15 protein-coding genes are annotated in these 21,815 nt (G+C 61.5%); 9 read left to right on the top strand and 6 right to left on the bottom strand.

Features of this window, described 5'->3' with window-relative positions:
• The first annotated feature begins 235 nt into the window (after positions 1-235).
• The 6 genes from KGA89_RS10400 (at position 236) to KGA89_RS10375 (ending at position 14,091) form a co-directional block, all read left to right on the top strand.
• Positions 236-1,759 (top strand): fumarate hydratase, encoded by a 1,524-nt coding sequence (locus tag KGA89_RS10400; RefSeq protein WP_003205127.1) that lies wholly within the window; start codon positions 236-238, stop codon positions 1,757-1,759.
• A 212-nt stretch (positions 1,760-1,971) separates the two neighbouring features.
• On the top strand, positions 1,972-6,405 hold the full coding sequence (locus KGA89_RS10395) for a SpvB/TcaC N-terminal domain-containing protein (RefSeq protein ID WP_223471478.1): 4,434 nt from the start codon (positions 1,972-1,974) through the stop codon (positions 6,403-6,405).
• A gap of 10 nt (positions 6,406-6,415) precedes the next feature.
• A complete protein-coding gene (locus KGA89_RS10390; RefSeq protein ID WP_223471477.1) occupies positions 6,416-9,229 on the top strand; it encodes an RHS repeat-associated core domain-containing protein in 2,814 nt (937 codons plus the stop codon).
• 148 nt (positions 9,230-9,377) lie between these two features.
• Positions 9,378-11,144 carry an ATP-binding protein gene (locus KGA89_RS10385; protein ID WP_223471476.1) on the top strand — a complete coding sequence of 589 codons (1,767 nt, stop codon included), beginning with the start codon at positions 9,378-9,380 and terminating at the stop codon, positions 11,142-11,144.
• Positions 11,137-12,462, top strand: a complete 1,326-nt coding sequence (locus KGA89_RS10380; RefSeq protein WP_223471475.1) for a sigma-54-dependent transcriptional regulator — start codon at positions 11,137-11,139, stop codon at positions 12,460-12,462. Before KGA89_RS10385 ends, KGA89_RS10380 begins: the two co-directional genes overlap by 8 nt.
• A gap of 309 nt (positions 12,463-12,771) precedes the next feature.
• A complete protein-coding gene (locus tag KGA89_RS10375; protein WP_057452573.1) occupies positions 12,772-14,091 on the top strand; it encodes an MFS transporter in 1,320 nt (439 codons plus the stop codon).
• Between the two features lie 124 nt (positions 14,092-14,215).
• Here KGA89_RS10375 and KGA89_RS10370 read toward each other — a convergent pair whose 3' ends face one another.
• Entirely contained in the window at positions 14,216-14,971 is a 756-nt protein-coding gene (locus tag KGA89_RS10370; RefSeq protein ID WP_223471474.1) for a hypothetical protein, read from the bottom strand.
• Positions 14,972-15,312: 341 nt separating this feature from the next.
• On the opposite strand from KGA89_RS10370, the gene KGA89_RS10365 reads away from it, so the two are divergent.
• The gene (locus KGA89_RS10365) at positions 15,313-15,723 is read left to right on the top strand and encodes a heme utilization protein (protein ID WP_223471473.1); all 411 of its coding nucleotides are present in this window, start codon (positions 15,313-15,315) and stop codon (positions 15,721-15,723) included.
• Positions 15,724-16,021: 298 nt separating this feature from the next.
• On the top strand, positions 16,022-16,642 hold the full coding sequence (locus KGA89_RS10360) for a flavin reductase family protein (RefSeq protein ID WP_223471472.1): 621 nt from the start codon (positions 16,022-16,024) through the stop codon (positions 16,640-16,642).
• Between the two features lie 101 nt (positions 16,643-16,743).
• Here KGA89_RS10360 and KGA89_RS10355 read toward each other — a convergent pair whose 3' ends face one another.
• Both KGA89_RS10355 and KGA89_RS10350 read right to left on the bottom strand, forming a co-directional pair.
• Complete coding sequence (locus KGA89_RS10355) at positions 16,744-16,989, bottom strand: hypothetical protein (RefSeq protein WP_024617534.1); 246 nt, start codon at positions 16,987-16,989, stop codon at positions 16,744-16,746.
• Between the two features lie 43 nt (positions 16,990-17,032).
• Entirely contained in the window at positions 17,033-17,386 is a 354-nt protein-coding gene (locus KGA89_RS10350) for a putative quinol monooxygenase (protein WP_223471471.1), read from the bottom strand.
• A gap of 328 nt (positions 17,387-17,714) precedes the next feature.
• Between KGA89_RS10350 and KGA89_RS10345 the strand changes: the two genes are divergently transcribed.
• Positions 17,715-18,644: an AraC family transcriptional regulator gene (locus KGA89_RS10345; RefSeq protein ID WP_003205146.1), complete on the top strand. Its 930-nt coding sequence runs from the start codon at positions 17,715-17,717 to the stop codon at positions 18,642-18,644.
• Positions 18,645-18,779: 135 nt separating this feature from the next.
• Here the strand turns inward: KGA89_RS10345 and KGA89_RS10340 are convergent, their stop codons facing one another.
• The 3 genes from KGA89_RS10340 to KGA89_RS10330 are packed head-to-tail and all read right to left on the bottom strand — an operon-like array spanning position 18,780 to position 21,604.
• Entirely contained in the window at positions 18,780-19,835 is a 1,056-nt protein-coding gene (locus KGA89_RS10340) for an ABC transporter ATP-binding protein (RefSeq protein ID WP_223471470.1), read from the bottom strand.
• 15 nt (positions 19,836-19,850) lie between these two features.
• The gene (locus tag KGA89_RS10335) at positions 19,851-20,699 is read right to left on the bottom strand and encodes an ABC transporter permease (RefSeq protein WP_003205149.1); all 849 of its coding nucleotides are present in this window, start codon (positions 20,697-20,699) and stop codon (positions 19,851-19,853) included.
• Positions 20,696-21,604 (bottom strand): ABC transporter permease, encoded by a 909-nt coding sequence (locus KGA89_RS10330; RefSeq protein ID WP_223471469.1) that lies wholly within the window; start codon positions 21,602-21,604, stop codon positions 20,696-20,698. The genes KGA89_RS10335 and KGA89_RS10330 overlap by 4 nt, the downstream gene beginning before the upstream one ends.
• Positions 21,605-21,815 lie beyond the last annotated feature (211 nt).

The raw sequence follows: 21,815 nt of genomic DNA, 5'->3' as shown, positions 1-21,815 counted from the left end.
GTGGTTTGGTGCCTGACACGTCACCTGTGCACCGCTCTGTTGGGCTGTGGGAGCAAAGCTTCTGTGGGAGCAAGGCTTGCTCCCACAGGGGGGCTAGCCTGCGATATACTGCCGCGCCTTTTTAGCGTCGCGCCAGCATGCCCGGCGTGCCTTATAGAGGTGCCGCCCGTCGACCGATGCACCCAGCGGCCGGCACCTTATTGAATGTTCCCGTCTTTAGAGAGGAGCGCGACTCATGACCGTGATCAAGCAAGATGACCTGATACAGAGCGTTGCCGACGCCCTGCAGTTCATTTCCTACTACCACCCCGTGGATTTCATCCAGGCGATGCACGAGGCCTACCTGCGCGAAGAATCGCCGGCAGCCCGCGACTCCATGGCGCAGATCCTGATCAACTCGCGCATGTGCGCCACCGGCCATCGGCCGATCTGCCAGGACACCGGCATCGTGACCGTGTTCGTGCGCGTGGGCATGGACGTGCGTTGGGATGGCGCGACCATGAGCCTGGACGACATGATCAACGAGGGCGTGCGTCGCGCCTACAACCTGCCGGAAAACGTCCTGCGTGCCTCCATCCTCGCCGACCCGGCAGGCGCACGTAAAAACACCAAGGACAACACCCCGGCGGTCATCCACTACTCCATCGTCCCGGGCAACACCGTGGAAGTGGACGTGGCGGCCAAGGGCGGCGGCTCCGAGAACAAGTCGAAGATGGCCATGCTCAACCCGTCCGACTCCATCGTCGACTGGGTGCTGAAAACCGTTCCGACCATGGGTGCCGGCTGGTGCCCACCGGGCATGCTCGGTATCGGCATCGGCGGCACCGCCGAGAAAGCCGCGGTCATGGCCAAGGAAGTGTTGATGGAATCCATCGACATCCATGAGCTCAAGGCTCGCGGCCCGCAGAACCGTATCGAAGAGATGCGCCTGGAGCTGTTCGAGAAGGTCAACCAACTGGGCATCGGCGCCCAGGGCCTGGGTGGCCTGACCACCGTGCTCGACGTGAAGATCATGGACTACCCGACCCACGCCGCCTCCCTGCCGGTGTGCATGATCCCCAACTGCGCCGCCACCCGTCACGCCCACTTCGTGCTCGACGGCAGCGGCCCGGCGTCGCTGGAAGCGCCACCGCTGGACGCCTACCCGGAAATCGTCTGGGAAGCCGGCCCGTCGGCCCGTCGCGTCAATCTCGACACCCTGACCCCGGAGGACGTGCAGAGCTGGAAACCGGGCGAAACCGTGCTGCTCAACGGCAAGATGCTCACCGGTCGCGATGCCGCGCACAAGCGCATGGTCGAGATGCTTAACAAGGGTGAAACCTTGCCGGTGGACCTCAAGGGCCGCTTCATCTACTACGTCGGCCCGGTCGACCCGGTAGGCGACGAAGTCGTCGGTCCGGCCGGCCCGACCACGGCCACGCGGATGGACAAGTTCACCCGCCAGATCCTCGAGCAGACCGGCCTGTTGGGCATGATCGGCAAATCCGAGCGCGGCCCGACCGCTATCGAAGCGATCAAGGACAACAAGGCTGTCTACCTCATGGCCGTCGGCGGCGCCGCTTACCTGGTGGCCCAGGCGATCAAGAAATCCAAGGTCCTGGCGTTCGCCGAACTGGGCATGGAAGCGATCTACGAGTTCGAGGTCAAGGACATGCCGGTGACCGTCGCCGTGGACAGCAAAGGCGAGTCGGTGCACATCACAGGCCCAGCGATCTGGCAGCAGAAGATCAGCGAAAGCCTGGCGGTGGAAGTGCAGTAACCCGCACGCAAGCGTTGTGACGAAGGCCGGTGAGCGACAAGCCCACCGGCCTTTTTCATGTCTCAACCAAAAACCTGTGGGAGCGAGCACAGCCATTCATCGGCTGCACCCACCCACCTGTCAGATCTGACAGGTTACACCCCTGCTCTCTCTTGGCATCCTCACCCTGGCCGGGGATCAACCCTGGCGCGGATCAAAGGGATGAACCTTCAATGGCAGAGCAAGCCCCCCTCCAGATCATCACGCCCACCATTGCCGGCGGCGCGTCAATCGCGACCCTCGGCAACAGCCTCGGCCCGGTAGGCACAAGGGGCGCCGCCTCGTTCGAGTTGCCGCTGCCCGTGTCGAGCGCCCGGCATCTGACGCCGGACCTGGCTCTGCAATACAACAGCCAAAACGGCAATGGCCTGTTCGGCATCGGCATGCAGTTGTCGGTCCCCAGCATCAGCCGCAAGACCAGTAATGGCGTCCCGCACTACGGGGAAGACGACGTCATGGTCGGCCCCGATGGGGTGGATCGCTGGCCAGATCTTGAGCGGCAGACCAGCCGCAAGATGGGCGAGCGTATTTTCGCGGTGGTGCGCTATTACCCGAGGGTCGAGAGCACCTTCGACATTTATGAACTCTGGACCTCCATCGATGGCCATCCGTTCTGGCGAGTACAGGGCAGCAACGGCCACGTGTATTGCTATGGGAAAAGCACAACGTCACGTATTGCCGACCCGCAGGTCCCGTCGCGCATTGCCCAATGGCTGCTGCTGGAAGAAGTCAGCCCGCTGGGCGAGCACATCTATTACGAATACAAGGCCGACCCCTGTCCCCCTGACGGCCCCCACGACTATAGCGCCCAGCGTTACCTGCAACGGTTGTGTTATGGCAACGCCACGGCCAGCGAAACCTTGTATTGCTTTGAAGTTGAAGACCCGACCGAACTGGCCTGGCACTTTCACCTGATATTCGATTACGGCCAACGCCCCCTCGAACTTGAGGAAAAACCCGCCTGGACCGCCCTCGACGAAAACGCCTGGCAACTACGCAGCGATCCTATCCACGCTTACCGGTACGGCTTCGAGGTGGGCACCCGGCGCCTGTGCCATCAGGTGCTGATGTTTCACCAATTCCCTGCCGGAGCCGACAACGAACCCGCGCTGCTGCGTCGGTTGCTGTTGGAATACACCCCGACCGAGTTGGGCTACAGCCTGTTGACCGCCGCCCATTATCTAGACTGGGATGCCGAGGGTCGGGTCGGATACAGCCCTCCGGTGGAACTCCGATACACCGACTTCGAGCCGAACCTTGAGCCAGCGGCATTTTTTGCCTTGGAAACCATGCCCGCCCTGGAAGACGGTCGTCGCTACCAGTGTGTCGACCTCTACGGCGAAGGCATTCCGGGTTTCTTGTGCCGCCATGCCGATAGTTGGTACTACCGCGAGCCTGAGCGCGGCGAGAGCGAAGATCATGATGAAATCAGCTATGGTCCCTGGTCAATGCTGCCCAGCATCCCGATCGCCACCGATAACTCGGCGGTGATGCAAATACTGACGGACCTCACCGGCAGCGGTCGTCTCAATTGGGTCATCGCCCAACCCGGCATGAGTGGCTTTTATACCCTCAACCCCGACCGCAGTTGGTCGACCTTTACCGACTTCAAGCGCTTCCCCAGCGAATTCCTGCATCCCGCCGCCCAACTGGGCGACTTGTCCGGCGACGGCTTGCGCTCATTGGCCCTGATCGGCCCGAAAAGCGTGCGGCTCTACGCCAATCTGCGGGAAGAGGGTTTCGCCCCCGGCGTGGACGTCCCCCATGAACCGGACAGCGACCTGCCCCTGTTCAGCGACGTGCGCAGCGAGTTGGTGTTGTTTGGCAATATGCTCGGCAGCGACAGCACCGAGCTGTGCCGTATTCGCTGCAATGAAATCAAGTGTTGGCCGAACCTGGGCCATGGACATTTCGGGGCGGGCTTCGTCGTGAGTGCCCTACCCTTCACCTATAGCGAGTTCGATGCCGAGCGGGTGCGGATCGCCGATCTGGATGGCTCCGGGGCACCCGCATTGATTTATCTGCAAAGCGATTGTTTCGAGATCTACTTCAACCGCGGCGGCAATGGCTTGGAGCAAACACCCCTGCGGGTCCAGTGGCCCGACGGCCTGCGCTATGACCGCCTCTGCCAAGTCACCCTGGCCGATCTGCAAGGCGTGGGTTGTGCCAGCTTGATCCTGAGTGTTCCCCATCACACGCCGGACCTGAAACCGCGCCATTGGCGCTACGACTTCGTCGCGACACGGCCCTACCTGCTCAGCGCCACGAACAACAACATGGGCTACAGCAGTAGCCTGGCCTACCGCAGCAGCGCGCAGTTCTGGCTGGACGAAAAACAGCAGATCCTGAAACGCTCCCAGCCGCCGGTCTGCCATCTACCCATGGCTTTGCCGCTGGTGGCCAGCCAGCAACAATTGGACGAAATCACTGGAAATTGCCTGACCCAGCGCTTCACGTATTTCGAGGGCGACTACGACAGCTTTCAGCGTGAATTCCGAGGCTTCGCCCGGCTTTATCAGCTCGACAGCGAAACCCCCGCCGCAGACTTGGACAGCGGTTTTACCGCGCCGGCACTGGTCAAGACCTGGTTTCACACCGGTCGTAGCGTCGACCAGCCCCTCAAGGATTGTTTCGAAGCCGACAACGACGCGCCAGTGCTGGGCCCAACATTGCTGACTCGTTTCCACGAACAGGACGGAGCCGACCAGATCATCACGCCCGACCCCGAGACCGCCCGGGAAATGGCCTACGCCTTGGCTGGCCATGTATTGCGCAGCGAGACCCACCACGCCGAATCCATCGCCATGCTCCAACCCTACACCGTGACGCAACAACGCTACCTGTTGCGTCAACCTCATGCGGGCCATAAAAGCTTATTGGTACTGGCACTGGAAACAGTCAGCCTTCAATACGATGGGTTTATCAACGACCCACAAGCCCAGCACGGCATCTCCCTGAATTGGAATCACTACGGCCAGCCGGTGCACAGTTTCGTCGTTCATTACGCCCGACGCCTGATCGCAAATGATAATCCCCCCTTCGAAGACGAAGACGAGAACACTTGGTGGCGCGATGCCCATGACGATCAGCAACAGATCTTCCATATCATCGAGAGCCGATCCGAATCACTGGACCTGTCCGACGAGACCGGACTGCGCATAAAGCTCGGCCTCCCTTGGCGCGCTCGCACCAACGGGTTGCGACGCCCCAAGGGAAACCTCCCCGAAGGATTGAACCCGCAACAGGTCAGCTATGAATGCTTCCTGGAACATCAGGATTCGGCTGAGTGGACAGCTGCCCGGGTGTTGATCAGTCTTGACGAACAAACCTACCTGCGCGATGAATCGAACACTATCCTGTTCCAGGCCTTGCCCGGTCCGTTGGAAGTGGCCGAGTTCGACAAGCAGGCGCTGGACGCCTATGACGCCGTGCCAGACCCGTTCGACATTCGCCAGCAATTGGAAACGATTGGCTTCGAACCCATGAGGCTGTTCCTGCCTGAAGACCCAGGCAAGGACGCTGCGCAGGAACTGTGGTCAAGGAAACTCAGTTTCACCACGTACCTGCCGCTGGAAGGTTTCTTCCATGCCAGTGCGTTGCAGGAAACCCAGAGCCATGGCGTTACCACGACCGACTATGACGCCTATCACCTGATGCCCATCGCCGTAACCCTACCGGACGGCTGCGCAACCCACATCGAATACAACTATCACTCGCTGCTGCCACGAAAAATCATCGACGCCAACGACAATGTCCAAGAGGCGCTTTATGGCCCGGACGGCGTGCCCTTGGCTATCACCTTTCACGGCACCGAGAATGGCGCTCCGGCGGGTTTCGATTCCATCGATACTTATGAGCCGCCCGAAGACCTGTCTCCCGCTCACGCCATTGAAAATCCGGCGGACACCTTGGGCGACATGGCCAGCGCCGTACGGATCGAAGATTTGAGCTGGATGGGCACGCTCGACCTGGCGCTGGTGTTGCCGGAGCAGCGCGATGAATGGATCAGCGCCCGCTACGTGCTGCCCAGCGGCCACATTCGCGCCTCGGCGCGCATTCGCCTGGCCCGGCTCAAGACCCGGAGCGCCGGCGAGGAACTGCTCTGGATGCTGATCCAGGCCACAACCCGGGAACCGGCCCACAGCGTCGTGCTGAGCGCCGATCGCTATCCGGATGATCGACTGCGACAGATCCGCATCGCCGTCAGCGCCGTCGACGGTTTTGGTCGCCCGCTGCAAAGCAAGCAATTGGTCGAGCCTGGGCAAGCCTATGCCGTGGCCGAGGACGGCTCGCTGAGATTGGGCGACGATGGGCGGCCGATCCAACATGATGCCAACCCGCGCTGGCGCGTCAGCGAACGGGTCGAGTACAACAACAAAGGCCTGGTCACGCGGGTCTACCGCCCTTACTTCGCCGATGCCTGGCGTTACATCAACGACGCGTCGCTGCGTGAACACGGCTACCACGACCGGCAGTTCTACGACCCGCCGGGGCGGCTGGTCAAAGTCGTCAATGCCAAGGGGCATGAGGCCTGGCATGTCTATCACCCGTGGTACCAGTGCGATCACGATTACAACGATACCGCGCCATTCGATGGTTCATCGTAGAAGGGCCGACATGAACAGTGTTCACTCCCGAACCCCGGATATCGTTGCCGTCGATGGCCGTGGCCTGCCGGTGCGGCAGATCGCTTATCTGCGAAGCCAGGCCAAGGCCCCCGCAGCCGCGCTGATCACTCGTCAACGGTTCAACGTAACCGGCCATTTGACCGAGCAATGGGACCCACGTCTGTTCGACCATGCCCCCAAACCCAATCAGGCCAAGGTCTACAACCTCCTGGCCAGCCCCCTGCAGACCGACAGCGTCGACGCTGGATGGCGCCTGGCCTTGCCGGGGTTGGCGGGTGAAACCTTGCAGGTATGGAATGCGCGCGGCAACCATTGGCGCACGCAGTATGACAACCAGCTGCGCCCGCTAGCCCTGGAGGAGAATGGCCAGGCGAATGCCGAAACGTTCACCTACGCCGACGCCACTGAAGACACCGTAGATAACCTGCGTGGGCAGTTGCTGGAGCAGACCGACACCTCGGGCACCTTGCGCCTCGACCGTTACAGTCTGTTGGGTGAATCGTTGCGCCAGGTACGCAGTTTTGCCGACGCTATCCCCTATACCAGTACACAAACCCGGGACGCCCTCGGCGCACTGGTAAGCCAGACTGACGCCGGCGGCCACCGATATGATTTACGCCTGGACGTTTGCGGGCAACTCAGACAAGCGGACCTGAAACTCAAGGACCATGAGGCATCACAACCGATTTTGCTGGACACCCTCTATAACGCAGCCGGCCAGATCGAGCGCCAGGACACCGCCAACGGCGTGACCAGCCGCTGGACACGTGATCCGGCGGATGGTCGGATGAGCACCCTCAAGACAGGAAAAGCCGGTGAGGCCCTGCGCCAGGACCTGGCCTATTTCTATGACCCCGTGGGCAATGTGCTGCGCATCGAGGACCAGACAGTGAGCACCCTGTACTTTGCCAATCAGCGCATGGACGCTCACCGTGAGTTCACCTACGACTCGCTCTATCGCCTGACCAGCGCCACCGGCCTGGAGGGAGACACACCACACCTGCTGCCCGGTTTACCGGCCCCGGTCGTTCCCATCGACCCCTCCGTCCGTTTCAACTATACCCAGTTCTACACCTACGACAGCGGCCACAACCTGACTCAACTGCGGCATGTTCGCGAAGGCAACAATCACACCCAGGCACTGCGTATCGCCCCCCACAGCAACCGGGGCGTGCGCTGGACAGTAGACGACCCGGAACCGGATTTCGACGCGCTGTTCGATGCCCACGGTAACCCATTGTATTTGCAACGCGGTGCCCAGCCACTGGTATGGAATGCCCGCGACCAGCTCAGCAGAGTGACATTGCTCAAGCGCGACAACGGCATGGCCGACGATGACGAAACCTACCTTTACAGCCTGGGCGAGCGGGTCAGCAAGACCCACATCACCGCCAGTACCCGCCACGAAACCCGTTATTTGCCGGACCTTGAAATCCGCACGAGCAGCCACGGGGAGCAATTGCACATCATCACATTTGCGTTGGCCCACGGCAGCGTCCGTTGCCTGCATTGGGAAGCCGGCCAACCGGACGGCATCGAAGCCGACCAACTGCGCTACAACCTCGACGACCACCTGGGCTCCAGCACATTGGAGCTGGACCGCGAGGGCGCCTTGATCAACCTTGAGCATTACTATCCGTTCGGTGGTACCAGCTGGCAGGCCGCCCGTTCGAGAATAGAAGTCGACTACAAGACTTTGCGGTATTCGGGCAAGGAGCTGGATGCCAGTGGCCTGTATTACTACGGTGCGCGTTATTACCCGCCGTGGTTGCAGCGCTGGTTGAGCCCGGACCCGGCGGGCACTGTCGACGGGTTGAACCTGTATGGATTCGTCGGCAACAACCCGATGACGCTGACCGACGACCAAGGCTTGATCCTGGAGACACAGGCAGAGAGGGATGACAGGAAAGCGCAGGCCGCGGCCGACCATGAAGGGCGGAAGAAAAAACACAAACTGAACCGGGAGATAGCCAAGTTCAAGGACATCCTGAAGCTGACTTCACGCAGGGCCCGCGAAGCGCAGACCCAACTGGAAAGCCATCGCTCGGTAGCGGCTCACGCCCAGTCCGCCGCGGTACGTGTCGGCGCTCATGTTGGCGCGCAGGTCATCAGTTATGGCGCGGGCATCGCGGTGGGCATGGGGGCGGCGGCACTGGGCAGCGTTGCGGGCCCACCCGGTATCATCCTGGGGGCCGCGCTGGGGTTCACGACCAGCAAAGGCGTGAGCATTGGCCTTGACTATGCACTGGAGCGATTGAGCCTGAGCGCAGCGGTCAACTTCAAGACCCGCAAACTGGACCCGAGCCGCATCGTGAAGAGAGGCGAATACAGGCACCTCAATCTGGACGAGTATGCCAAGGCGAAAGGTCAGGACCTGCTCCATGCCGTGACCGCGCCCACCACCCGAAACGTCTTGAAAGCCGGCAAGGAAGCGGCTGTCACCGGCACCAAAATCGCGCTGAAAGCCAGTGGAAACGTGACCGCCAGCGAAATCGGGGCCGCGGTGGGTACAGTGCTCGGGACAATCGAGATCATTCACGAAATCCGCAGCGCCAACCGTGAACTTTCCGAGGAAAAAATCGCCCGGGCCGACGAGTACATCAATGGCATGATCGAGGTGCTGAACGCACAAATGGACTACATCGACAAGCTGTTCAATAAGGCGGAACTCGGCGCTACCAATACCTACCAGCCGCTGGAAAAGCTATTCGGAGAATCCAGTGGCGACACGCCTCAAAACCTGAGACTTCAGATGAAAGCCACGATCGTTCAACTGAAGAAGACCCAAAGCATGCTCAGATAGCCGGTTTGTCTTGAAGCGAAAGCGGCGGATCGGCTTGCTTCAACGCCGAATGTGAACCTCTTTACGAACTGGCTCTCGATAGCGGCGATTCAGCCGCTAATTCGGCGTGCTATCGTGCCCATCCCTGCCCTGCCCTTGAAACAATCAAATGCCCGCAATGCCGCGCCCCTTGCGCCTGCTCCTTGCCATCGTCCTGATCCTCGCCGGCGCAGCCCTTGCCGCCGTCCTCGCCGTGCGCCATGCCGAGCGCGTGGCCCTGGAGGAAGATGCTAGCCGGGCGAGCCAGCAACTGGCGCTGTACGCCAACTCCCTCCACACCCTGATCGAACGCTACCGCGCCCTGCCCGCCGTGCTGGCGCTGGACCCGCAGTTGCGTGATGCCCTCAAGGGCTCGCTGAGCGCGACGCAACAGGATGCATTGAATCGCAAACTGGAAAAAATCAACGGCGCCGCACAATCGTCCACGCTTGAATTGCTCGACCATACAGGCCTCGCCGTGGCGGCCAGTAACTGGCGTCTGCCCAGCAGCTACGTCGGGCACAATTATGGTTTCCGCCCCTACTTCATCCAGACTCGCACCCAGGGCACCGGGCGGTTTTATGCAGTGGGCGTGACCAGCGGTATTCCGGGTTATTTCTTATCCAGTGCGGTGACCGGCGACAATGATGACTTCCTCGGCGCGATGGTGGTAAAGCTGGAGTTTCCGGAGCTGGAGCGCGAATGGCGCCAAGGCAGCGACACCCTGCTGGTCAGCGATGCCCGGAGCATCATCTTCATCGCCAACCGCCCGGGCTGGCGTTATCGGCACTTGCAGCCGCTGAGCGACAGCGACCGCGCCGAGCTCAAGGCCACCCGTCAATATGACAAGCAACCATTGCAACCGCTGGCTTACGAAACGTTGCGGCGCTTTGACGACAATAGCCATCTGGCCCGGGTCGAGACGCCCGATGGCTCGACGGACTACCTGTGGGAATCCTTGCCGCTGACCGCCGAAGGCTGGACGCTGCACTTGCTGCGCCGTCCGCAGATCGCCTTCGAAGACCGTCGCAACGCCGGGCTCGCGGCCGCCGGGTCGTGGCTGGCGCTGGTGTTCCTGCTGCTGTTTCTCAACCAGCGCTGGCGCCTGGCAAAGTTGCGCCAGCGCAGCCGCGAAGAGCTTGAACGGTTGGTCGAAGAACGTACCCGGGATCTGCACACGGCCCAGGACGGGCTGGTGCAATCGGCCAAGCTGGCGGCACTGGGGCAGATGTCAGCGGCCCTGGCCCATGAAATCAACCAGCCCTTGACCGCCCAACGCATGCAATTGGCGACCCTGCGTTTGCTGCTCGATCATGGTCGGGTCGATGACGCCTACAAGGCCCTCAAGCCGGTGGACGACATGCTGACCCGCATGGCCGCCCTCACCGGTCACCTGAAGACCTTCGCCCGCAAAAGCCCCAGTGGCCTGCGCGAACGCCTGGACCTGGCGGCGGTGGTCGACCAGGCGCTGCAATTGCTGGACACGCGCCTGCGCGACGAACAGATCAGCACCGTGCTGCACCTGACTCGACCGGCCTGGGTGCGCGGCGATGCGATCCGCCTCGAACAGGTATTGATCAACCTGCTGCGCAACGCCCTCGACGCCATGGCCGACCAACCCATCAAGCGCCTGGAAGTGCGCCTGGAAGCCGATGAGCAATTGTGGCGCCTGACCGTCAGCGACAGCGGCACCGGGATCGCCGAGGAACACCTGGCCCAGGTGTTCGATCCATTCTTCACCACCAAGGCGGTGGGCGATGGCCTGGGTCTGGGGCTGGCGGTTTCGTTTGCAATCATCCATGAATCCGGTGGACGACTGACGGCGGACAACCATGAGCACGGCGCGGTATTCTGCGTGACCTTGCCCATTGATCAGGAGGCGCAACTGAATGCTTGATTCAGTCATGGTCGTTGATGACGAAGGCAGCATTCGCAGCGCCGTCGAGCAATGGTTGAGCCTGTCGGGGTTTCAGGTGCAGTTGTTCAGCCGCGCCGATGAATGCCTGGCCCGGTTGCCGGAGCATTTCCCTGGAGTGATCCTCAGCGATGTGCGCATGCCCGGCCTCAGTGGCCTGGAGCTGTTGGCCGAAGTACGCCGCCGCGATCCGGACCTGCCGGTGATTCTGTTGACCGGCCACGGCGACGTGCCGATGGCCGTGGAGGCCATGCGCGACGGCGCCTACGACTTCCTGGAAAAACCCTTCAGCCCCGAAGCCCTGCTCGGCAGCCTGCGCCGGGCCCTGGACAAGCGCACCCTGGTCCTGGAAAACCGTCGCTTGCATGAACAGGCCGACGCCCGGGGTCGCCTCGATGGTACGCTGCTGGGCGTTTCCCGTGCGTTGCAAAACCTGCGGCGCCAGGTGCTGGACCTCGCTGCACTGCCGGTCAACGTGTTGATCCGCGGCGAAACCGGCAGCGGCAAGGAACTGGTCGCCCGTTGCCTGCACGACTTCGGCCCGAGGGCGAGCAAACCCTTTGTCGCGTTGAACTGCGCGGCCATTCCCGAGGCGCTGTTCGAAGCGGAGCTGTTCGGTCATGAAAGCGGCGCCTTCACCGGCGCCCAGGGCAAGCGCATCGGCAAGCTCGAATACGCCGATGGCGGCACGCTGTTTCTCGACGAAATCGAGAGCATGCCCCTGGCCCAGCAGGTCAAGTTGCTGCGGGTGTTGCAGGAACAGAAGCTCGAACGCCTGGGCTCCAACCAGAGCATCCAGGTGAACCTGCGCATCATCGCCGCCACCAAGCCCGACCTGCTGGACGAAGCCCGGGCCGGACGTTTTCGCGAAGACCTGGCCTATCGCCTGAACATCGCCGAACTGCGCCTGCCACCGCTGCGCGAACGGCGCGAGGACATTCCCTTGCTGTTCGAACACTTCACCCACAGCGCCGCCGAACGCCTGGGTCGCCCCGCCGCGCCCCTGAGCGGCCCGCAGTTGAGCCATCTGCTCAGCCACGACTGGCCGGGCAACGTGCGGGAGCTGGCCAACGTCGCCGAACGCCAGGTGTTGGGGCTGGATCAACTCCCCGTCCTGGAGACGGAGCCGGGCCAATCCCTCGCGGCCCAACAGGAAGCCTTCGAAGCCCAATGCCTGCGCGCCGCCCTGACCCGGCACAAAGGCGATGTGAAAGCCGTGCTCGAAGAACTGCAACTGCCACGCCGCACCTTCAATGAAAAGATGCAGCGGCATGGGTTGAGTCGGGAGATGTTTTTGTAAGGCCCGCTGAATTCTTTGGGTCTGTACCGGCCTCATCGCGAGCAAGCTCGCTCCCACAGGGGCATGTGTAAGCCGGACGAAATGTGGGAGCGAGCTTGCTCGCGATGGGGCCAGTACAGACAACAACCCTCTCCCTGCATAAGCGGATTCCCGCCCACACCCCCAGCCACAATGAGCGATTTTCCGCTCACCTAGCGCCATGCCCCCCTCTAAACCGGCCTTCTGTCACCTGGCACAGCTCCTGCTATAGCCCTGTCAGGCTGCGTTCCCACGCGCTCCACAAAAACAATTAAACGAAGGGATCCTTCAATGGACAACTCCAACGCCCTGCCCCTTGGGTCGGCTGCCGTGCCCGCCCGTGAAAGAACCACCGCCAGCCGGATCAAATCGATCTTCAGCGGCTCGGTCGGCAACATGGTCGAGTGGTATGACTGGTACGTCTACGCCGCATTCTCGTTGTACTTCGCCAAAGTCTTCTTCCCCAAGGGCGACACCACCGCCCAATTGCTCAACACCGCCGCGATCTTCGCCGTGGGCTTCCTGATGCGCCCGATTGGCGGGTGGTTGATGGGTCTGTACGCCGACCGTGCCGGTCGCAAACGGGCGTTGATGGCTTCGGTGTACCTGATGTGCTTCGGCTCGCTGATCATCGCCTTGAGCCCGAGCTACGAAACCATCGGTGTCGGCGCGCCGATCCTGCTGGTGTTTGCCCGCCTGCTCCAAGGCCTGTCGGTAGGTGGCGAGTACGGCACCTCGGCGACCTACCTGAGCGAGATGGCGACCAAGGAACGTCGCGGCTTCTTCTCCAGCTTCCAGTACGTGACCCTGATCTCCGGCCAGCTCATCGCCCTGGGCGTGCTGATCGTGCTGCAACAGTTCCTCACCACCGAACAGCTGTATGCGTGGGGCTGGCGCATCCCGTTCGCCATCGGCGCGCTGTGTGCGATCGTGGCGCTGTACCTGCGTCGCGGCATGGAAGAAACCGAGTCGTTCACCAAGAAGGAAAAAGCCAAGGAAAGCGCGATGCGCACCTTGATGCGCCATCCCAAGGAACTGATGACCGTGGTCGGCCTGACCATGGGCGGCACCCTGGCCTTCTACACCTACACCACCTACATGCAGAAATACCTGGTGAACACCGTCGGCATGAGCATCTCCGACTCCACCACCATTTCTGCCGCCACATTGTTCCTGTTCATGTGCCTGCAACCGGTGATCGGCGGGCTGTCGGACAAGATTGGCCGCCGGCCGATCCTGATCGCCTTCGGCATCCTCGGCACCCTGTTCACCGTGCCGATCCTCACCACCTTGCACACCATCCAGACCTGGTGGGGCGCGTTCTTCCTGATCATGGCCGCGCTGATCATCGTCAGCGGCTACACCTCGATCAACGCCGTGGTGAAAGCAGAGCTGTTCCCCACCGAAATCCGCGCCCTGGGCGTCGGCCTGCCGTACGCACTGACCGTGTCGATCTTCGGCGGCACCGCTGAATACATCGCCCTGTGGTTCAAGAGCATCGGCATGGAAACTGGCTACTACTGGTACGTGACGGCCTGCATCGCCGTGTCGCTGCTGGTGTACATCACCATGAAAGACACCCGTAAGCACTCGCGGATCGTGACTGACTGACAGAGGGGGCCACAGTCACTGCAACGGTGACGGTGATGGCCCCGTCGCGAGCAAGCTCGCTCCCACAGGGTTGGCGTAAATCCCTGTGGGAGCGAGCCTGCTCGCGATTGGAGACGACTCGGTTTCAAGTCAACTCAGCAGCGCCCTGCTTGCCATAACGGTTCTGCGCATAGGTTGCGCCAACGATCATCACGATCAATATCCCCGCCAGCACCGCCGACGAGCCGATGGTGCCGAAGTCCAGGCCACCCTTGTCATGAGGCTTGGTCATCAAGTCGCCCAGCGTCGCTCCCAGGGGGCGCGTCAGCACGAACGCGATCCAGAACAACACCACTGACGAAATGCGGGTGAAGTACTTGAGCAGCACGACCACGGCAATGGTCGAGCCGATCAGCAATGCGCCGCCGGCAAAGCCCAGGCCCGAATCGTCGGCTAGGTAATCACCGAGCGCGGTGCCCAAGGTGTTGGAAAACAGAATCGCCATCCAATAGAACATCTCGCCGCGAAAGGTCTGCACCTTGGTGACGTTGAGCGAATCCCCACTCAGGCGCCAAGCCGCGAAGATCGCCAACAGAATCGCAATCAGGATCATCGACCCGGTGGCGTAACCCAACTCAAGGGTGCGATCCATGAAGTCGGACATTGTGGTGCCCGCAGTGCTGGTGGACAGGATCACGATCCAGTACAGCATCGGCTTGTAGGTCTTGGCCATCAGTTGGGTAACCAGTGTCAGGACGAACACGCTGATCAGAATCAGCGAGCTGATGGCGTAACCGACATCAAGGGTCATCGACAGCAAATCCCCCGCGGTTTCGCCCAGGGTGGTCGCGCAGATCTTCATGACCCAGAAGGCCAGGGTAATTTGGGGCAATTTATTCATCGCAGGGCAATCTCCAGTGTGTGACGGCAGGCTCTTGGTGACCATGGGGGGGCAGACTGGAGATGCATGGGTGAAAAACAGGTCGGGAATGTATGAAAAATCTGTCACACAGCCAAAACAGCGATTAATCACCCGTTAATGCTGGTGCTGCATCTTGGGCTCACCTGATCGATGACCTGCGCGACGTTCGCTCCGACGATGGAAGCGAATTGCATACGCCGCCCTTAATATCTATTTAATCGATTGTTTTTAGCATTATTTTGCGCTTTTCAATCAACTTAGTTGGCGTAGCATTCAACCCATGCAAGGCACATCGCCAACGCCCCCTAGGAGTAACCACCATGAAAACCAAACTGATCCTCGCCCTGACCCTGTCCGTACTCGCTGCCAACACCTTCGCCGCTGACGGTTTCGACCGCACCAGCTCGGCCATCGCCGCCGACGGTTATGACCGTACTAGCGCTGCCACCGTTGCTGCTGATGGCTTCGACCGCACTGGCAGCGCTACCGTCGCCGAAGACGGCTTCGACCGCACTGGCGGCGCTACCGTCGCTGAAGATGGCTTCGACCGTACTGGCGGCGCTACCGTTGCTGAAGATGGCTTCGACCGCACTGGCGGCGCTACCGTCGCTGAAGATGGCTTCGACCGTACTGGCGGCGCTACCGTTGCTGAAGATGGCTTCGACCGCACTGGCGGCGCTACCGTCGCTGAAGATGGCTTCGACCGCACTAACACTGCTGCCATCAGCTAATCCGAGAACGACACCCTCACAGCCCGGCTTCGGCCGGGCTTAGTTATTTATGGGTCACAGGAAAACGGGCAGTCTTAGTCGAGCACAAAGTGAAAATCACTGAAGAACTAATGTGGGAGCGAGCCTGCTCGCGATGACATCATCCGACGCGGCAACGGTTGCGCGTTGTAAACAGCTATCGCGAGCAGGCTCGCTCCCACAAGGGTATCGGGCGCTCAGGTTTTGCTTGCTCGGCTGGAAATAACTCACCAACCCTTGCACTATCCCTTCGTTTTCAAACCATTCAGGACCCGGCCCGATGCCCGACGATATCCATTTCTACGAACCCGCCAACGGCCACGGCCTGCCCCATGACCCGTTCAACGCCATTGTTGGCCCGCGCCCCATCGGCTGGATTTCGTCCCAGGATGCCGAAGGCCGCCTGAACCTGGCGCCCTACAGTTTCTTCAACGCCTTCAACTACATCCCGCCGATCATCGGATTCTCCAGCGTCGGGCGCAAAGACAGCCTGAACAACATCGAACAGACCGGCGAATTCGCCTGGAACCTGGCCACGCGCCCGCTGGCCGAGCAGATGAACCAGAGCTGCGCGACGGTCGCGCCAGAGGTCAATGAGTTCGAACTGGCGGGTTTGACGACAGCGTCGTCACGGGTAATCCAGGTTCCGCGCGTCGCCGAAAGCCCGGTGTCCTTCGAATGCAAGGTCACGCAGATCATTCAACTGCAGCGGGCGGACAAAGGGCTGGTGCCAAGCTGGCTGATCCTCGGCGAAGTAGTCGCCGTGCATATCGCCAAGTGGCTGTTGAAGGATGGGGTATACGACACTGCCGCCGCCGAACCGATCTTGCGCGGTGGCGGGCCGGCGGATTATTTCCAGTTGGGGCCTGAGGCGTTGTTCAAGATGCATCGCCCTCGATAGAAGATTGCACTGTGCGAGCAAGGCTTGCCCGCGATGCAGGCCCCTCGGTTCCCAAGACAGACCGCGTGCCTTCATCGCGGGCAAGCCTTGCTCCCACAGCGTTAATCTCGTGGGTTCCAGACCAAGCCGCCCTCGTCGTCGACGCCTTTGAGGTGGGTCAGTTGCAGGGCTGCCGCTTCATCGGCTTTGACGGCGGTTTCGAAGGTCTGCTCTTCAAGGATCTTGTTGAAGCGCGGCGCGCCTGAGCCGCCGATGGCCTTGGTGGCAATGGCGGCATGGTAGCCGCCGCCTTCCTTGGGAACGACGGCGGAAACAGCTTCAAAGGTTTCAAAGGCTTTACGTGCCATGTCTTGTGCATCCTGGCGGTGGAAAATGACGCTCATTAAACCTTCAACCGGCCAGTTTGTGTACCTGCGCCCGGCACCCTTCGGTCGCCTGGGCGGCGGAGACTTCCCTGAAGGTATGAAAATCCAGGCTGCTCACCACCAGGTCCTGCACCAGCTCGGCGAAAATCGCCATGGCCGGTGAATTGAAGTAGGCATCCATCGACGGCTGATTGACCCACAGCCCCGACACCAGCCACAAATCAGCGTCGCATTGCGATTGCTGCAAGGCAAAGTGCAAGCAACCGGGAGCCAGGCGCGAGGGCGCGATCAGCGTACTCAGGCGCGCCCCCAGTTGCCTGGAGCAACCGGCACGGGCCCGGACGAAAGTCATGTGGCTGACGGGGATCTGTGTAGTCATGTTCAACCCTCCCAGGTAATCCGTTGTGCAGCCGGGGACAGGCTGCGACAGGATCAAAGGTTAAGCGCCACGACGCCAGTTTCGTTAGTCGATTCCTGCCGACCCATTGCACAATCCTGCGCATCGGCATCACAAAATTTGCCATCGATCCGGTCGAAACCAGGGAAGTTGAAACAAAAGGTTTCAAGCAAGTTTCCACAGCATTGCAGCGTCATGGCCCCTTGCGCCGTGCAGGATCAGGCAAGCTTTCAACAGGATGTTGCTACCGCTGCGCCTTGCACAAACATAAGCTTTTGTTCATCGCTCCCTATCGCCTGAGGATCCCGGCATGTCGCCACTCGACCACGCCCACGTCCCGCTGGACACGCACTTGGAACAACAGCGCGCCGAATTGGCGTCGATCATCGACCGCAATACCAGCGAAGACGGCAGCTATGCCACGGCCATCGGCTCGCTGAACCTGTCGCGCCACAGCAAGCCTCAAAAGTTCGCTCCGGTGCTGGCCCAACCGGCGCTGTGCATCATGGCCCAGGGCAGCAAACAGGTGCGCCTGGCGGATGAGCTCTTCAACTATGACCCGCTCCATTACCTGGTGGTCTCGGTGTCGATGCCGTTGAGCGGTTGCATCGCGGACGTTTCGCCGCAAGAGCCGATCCTCGCCCTGCGCCTGGACATCGACCCGGCGGAAATCACCGCACTGATCGCCGACGCCGGCCCCCTGGGTGTTCCGACCCGCCCCGCCGGACGGGGGCTGTATGTCGAACGCCTGGACACGCCGACGCTCGACGCCGTGCTGCGCCTGGCGCGGTTGCTCGATACACCGAAAGACATCGCCATGCTCGCGCCGCTGGTGCGCCGGGAAATCCTCTATCGCCTGCTGCGCAGTCCCCAGGGTTATCGGCTGTACGAAATCGCTATCGCCAACAGTCAGAGCCATCGCATCAGCCAGGCGATCAAGTGGCTCAACGGCCATTTCGAACAGCCGCTGCGCATCGATGACCTGGCCCGGGAAGTGAACCTCAGTGTCTCGACCCTGCATCACCGCTTCAAGGCCATGACCGCCATGAGCCCGCTGCAATACCAGAAGCAACTGCGCCTGCAGGAAGCCCGGCGGCTGATGCTGGCCGAAGGGCTGGAAGCCTCGGCGGCGGGGTATCGGGTGGGTTATGAAAGCCCTTCGCAGTTCAGCCGCGAGTACAGCCGGTTGTTCGGTGCGCCGCCGTTGCGGGATCTGGCGCGGTTGCGGATGACTGTTTGACCTGGGGTTTGTGTTGACTGGGCCGGCCCCATCGCGAGCAAGCTCGCTCCCACAGGGGTTCGCTGTTCACAACAATCAACTGTGGGAGCGAGCTTGCTCGCGATGAGGCCAGTAAAAGCACCTCATTTCTTGAACTCAGGCACCGAGCAACCGACACGCCTGCGCCGGTATGGTCACCGACACCGCATGCCCAATGCCCAGGTCCATGCCCTGGCAAGGCGTGTTCAGCGCCGTGAACGAGATCCCGGAACACTCCACCGTGGTCTCGACGGTCGCGCCAATGTCCCGCACGAACGTCACCTTGCCCAGCAACCGGTTACCCGCCGAGGCCTGGGGCGAGGACAGTTGCAGGTCTTCGGGGCGCACCAGCAACTTGATCTTCTCGCCAGCGATGACGCTATGGCTGGCCGGCACGTCCAGCGTGTCCCCGCCCGGCAGCCCGACCCGTCCGTTGCCCAGGGTGGTCGCCGGAAAAATGTTGCCTGAGCCGATGAAGTCGGCGACGAACTCATTGGCCGGGTGCCGGTAGATCTCGATCGGCGTACCGACCTGTTGCACCCGATGCTCCCCCAGCACCACGACGATGTCAGCCATGGTCATGGCTTCGCGTTGATCGTGGGTCACCAAAATGGTGGTGATGTTCAACCGCTTTTGCAGTTGGCGGATTTCCACTTGCATCGACTCGCGCAACTTCGCGTCCAGAGCCGACAGCGGTTCGTCCAGCAGGAGGATTTTCGGCCGGGCGGCAATGGCCCGGGCAATCGCCACGCGCTGGCGCTGGCCGCCGGACAGTTTCGCCACGGGCCGGTCGATCATCGCCTGGAGCTGGATCAGTTCCAGCAACTCCACCACCCGCGCCTGTTGCTCGGCCTTGCCCACGCCCCGCAGCTTCAGCGGATAGGCGATGTTCTCGCCGACGGTCATGTGGGGAAACAGGGCCAGCGATTGAAACACCATGCCGAAGTTGCGCAGGTGCGCCGGGGTGTGGCCGATGTCTTGGCCATCCAGGCGGATTTCGCCGCCGCTGAGGCTTTCCAGGCCGGCGATCATGCGCAGCAAGGTGGTCTTGCCACAGCCCGAAGGCCCGAGGAAACACACCAGTTTGCCCTCGGGCAAATGCAGGTTCACGTCCGTGACCGCGCAGGCCGAGCCGTAATGCTTCTCGACGTTTTCCAGTATCAGTCCAGTCATGTCTTCACCTCGAAATCAAAAGGAAACGCCGCCCTCGCCCACCAGCTTCTCCAACGCCCAGATCAACACGAAATCGATCAGCACGATGAGCACGGCAAACGAGAAAACGGTGGGGTCCAGCGATGACACGGTGCGGCTGTACATCCAGATCGGCACGGTCATGACATCGATGGTGTAGAGGAAATAGGTCACGGTGAATTCGTTGAACGAGACAATGAACGCCAGCAGCATCCCGGCGAGAATCCCCGACTTCATCAACGGCACCACCACATCGACGATGGCCCGCCGTGGTGTCGCCCCGAGCATTCGCGCGGCTTCTTCGACTTCACTGCCGATACCGAGCATGGCGGCGGTGCAGTTCTTCACCACGAACGGCAAGGCGAGGATCACGTGGGCAATGACCAGTCGCGAGGTGGTCATCTGGAATGGCAGGCTGTCGAACACCAGCAGCAGCGCCAACCCCAGCACCACCATGGGAAACACCAGCGGCAGCGACATCAGTTGCAACGCCACGGCCTTGCCACGGAACTCGCAACGGGTCAGCGCGTAGGCCGCCGGCACCGCGATCAGCGTGGCGAATATCATCGTCAGGCAGGCCACCAACAAACTGGTGCCCATGGCCTGGCCCAGGCTCAGCACGTCGCTGGCATCCGGCGATACGAAGGTGTGCCACGCCGCCCGATACCATTGCAGGCTGTAGCTGCTCGGCGGAAAGTCCAGGTTCGCCGCGCCGCTGAAGGACATGACGATCATGGTCAGGATCGGCAGCACCGCCAGCAACAGGATGAAACCCGACAGCAGCCCCACTGCGCGCCCGGTTTCACCGGGCAACAGCGACTGGCGTTTTTTGCTCAACGCGGTCATTGAGAAGCCTCCAGCATCCGTCGACGACGGCCGGTGAAATATTCGGACAGGGTCATGATCATCAGCGTGGTGACAATCAGCACCACCCCTGCAGCGGACGCGGCGGGCCAGTTCATCAACGGGGCAATCTGGTCGTGGACCATCACAGCCAACATCGGCACCCGCCGCCCACCCAACAGCAGCGGCACGACAAAGCTGCTGGCGTTGTAGGCAAACACCAGCGTCGCGCCGGTAATGATCCCTGGCAGGCTCATGGGCAGCACCACTTGGCGAAACACCTGGAAGCGGCTCGCGCCGAGGGTGGCGGCGGCCTCTTCATAACTGCGGGCAACGCCACGCATGGCGCTGGCGATGGGCAGCACGGCCAGCGGGAAGGCCGTCTGGACCAGGCCCATCAACACACCATTCTGGTTGTACAGCAGCATGATCGGCCGCTTGATCAGGCCCAGGCCCATGAGCGCCTGATTGAGCATGCCGGCAGGGCCGAGGATCACCAGCCAGCCATAGCTTTGCAGCAGCAGGTTGACCAACAGCGGTAACAGCACCGCCGCCAGGAACACCCGCCGCAACAACGGCGAGGCCAGGCGCGACATGGTGTAGGCCACAGGGATCGCCAGCAGCACGGCGATCACCGCACTGATCAACGCAAGGCGCAAGGTCAGCAGCAGGGACTTGAGGTAATAAGGCTCCAGCAACTGCCCGTAGCTGGCGAGGCTGAACCCACTCCACTCCGCGCCCTTGGTGCCGACGCTCATGCGCAGCACCAACAGGCTGGCAGCGATCAGCACGCCGAGAAACAACATCGACGGCGACAGGAACAGCCAGGCTCGGCGGGTGGGGGAAATCTCCCGGGGTGGACGCATGGGCGCGACACTCTGGTGACGGGTTAATGGTAGGTGTTCCATGGCAAGATCTCGTCAGTGGAAAACGACAGAACAAACACAATCTCAAAACAACCCAATCCCCGTGGGAGCGAGCCTGCTCGCGAAGGCGACAGCACAGTCAGCATCTCCATCAACTGAACCACCGCTATCGCGAGCAAGCTCGCTCCCACACTGGTTCTCGGCTGGGCCGCAAGACCAATGCACACCCCAATGCCCCTGTGGGAGCGAGCTT

This window comes from Pseudomonas sp. A-RE-22, from assembly GCF_019956035.1.
Lineage (GTDB): Bacteria > Pseudomonadota > Gammaproteobacteria > Pseudomonadales > Pseudomonadaceae > Aquipseudomonas > Aquipseudomonas brassicacearum.
The sequence above is the reverse complement of the archived record's forward strand: the minus strand, read 5'-3'. Positions and strand labels throughout refer to the sequence as shown.

Excerpts from the sequence above, each read along its gene's own strand:
- KGA89_RS10400 (WP_003205127.1), top strand. The coding sequence starts at position 236 with ATGACCGTGATCAAGCAAGATGACCTGATACAGAGCGTTGCCGACGCC.
- KGA89_RS10350 (WP_223471471.1), bottom strand. The coding sequence starts at position 17,386 with ATGACTACACAGATCCCCGTCAGCCACATGACTTTCGTCCGGGCCCGT.
- KGA89_RS10365 (WP_223471473.1), top strand. The coding sequence starts at position 15,313 with ATGAAAACCAAACTGATCCTCGCCCTGACCCTGTCCGTACTCGCTGCC.
- KGA89_RS10330 (WP_223471469.1), bottom strand. The coding sequence starts at position 21,604 with ATGGAACACCTACCATTAACCCGTCACCAGAGTGTCGCGCCCATGCGT.
- KGA89_RS10385 (WP_223471476.1), top strand. The coding sequence starts at position 9,378 with ATGCCCGCAATGCCGCGCCCCTTGCGCCTGCTCCTTGCCATCGTCCTG.
- KGA89_RS10390 (WP_223471477.1), top strand. The coding sequence starts at position 6,416 with ATGAACAGTGTTCACTCCCGAACCCCGGATATCGTTGCCGTCGATGGC.
- KGA89_RS10340 (WP_223471470.1), bottom strand. The coding sequence starts at position 19,835 with ATGACTGGACTGATACTGGAAAACGTCGAGAAGCATTACGGCTCGGCC.
- KGA89_RS10355 (WP_024617534.1), bottom strand. The coding sequence starts at position 16,989 with ATGGCACGTAAAGCCTTTGAAACCTTTGAAGCTGTTTCCGCCGTCGTT.
- KGA89_RS10395 (WP_223471478.1), top strand. The coding sequence starts at position 1,972 with ATGGCAGAGCAAGCCCCCCTCCAGATCATCACGCCCACCATTGCCGGC.
- KGA89_RS10380 (WP_223471475.1), top strand. The coding sequence starts at position 11,137 with ATGCTTGATTCAGTCATGGTCGTTGATGACGAAGGCAGCATTCGCAGC.
- KGA89_RS10335 (WP_003205149.1), bottom strand. The coding sequence starts at position 20,699 with ATGACCGCGTTGAGCAAAAAACGCCAGTCGCTGTTGCCCGGTGAAACC.
- KGA89_RS10375 (WP_057452573.1), top strand. The coding sequence starts at position 12,772 with ATGGACAACTCCAACGCCCTGCCCCTTGGGTCGGCTGCCGTGCCCGCC.
- KGA89_RS10370 (WP_223471474.1), bottom strand. The coding sequence starts at position 14,971 with ATGAATAAATTGCCCCAAATTACCCTGGCCTTCTGGGTCATGAAGATC.
- KGA89_RS10345 (WP_003205146.1), top strand. The coding sequence starts at position 17,715 with ATGTCGCCACTCGACCACGCCCACGTCCCGCTGGACACGCACTTGGAA.
- KGA89_RS10360 (WP_223471472.1), top strand. The coding sequence starts at position 16,022 with ATGCCCGACGATATCCATTTCTACGAACCCGCCAACGGCCACGGCCTG.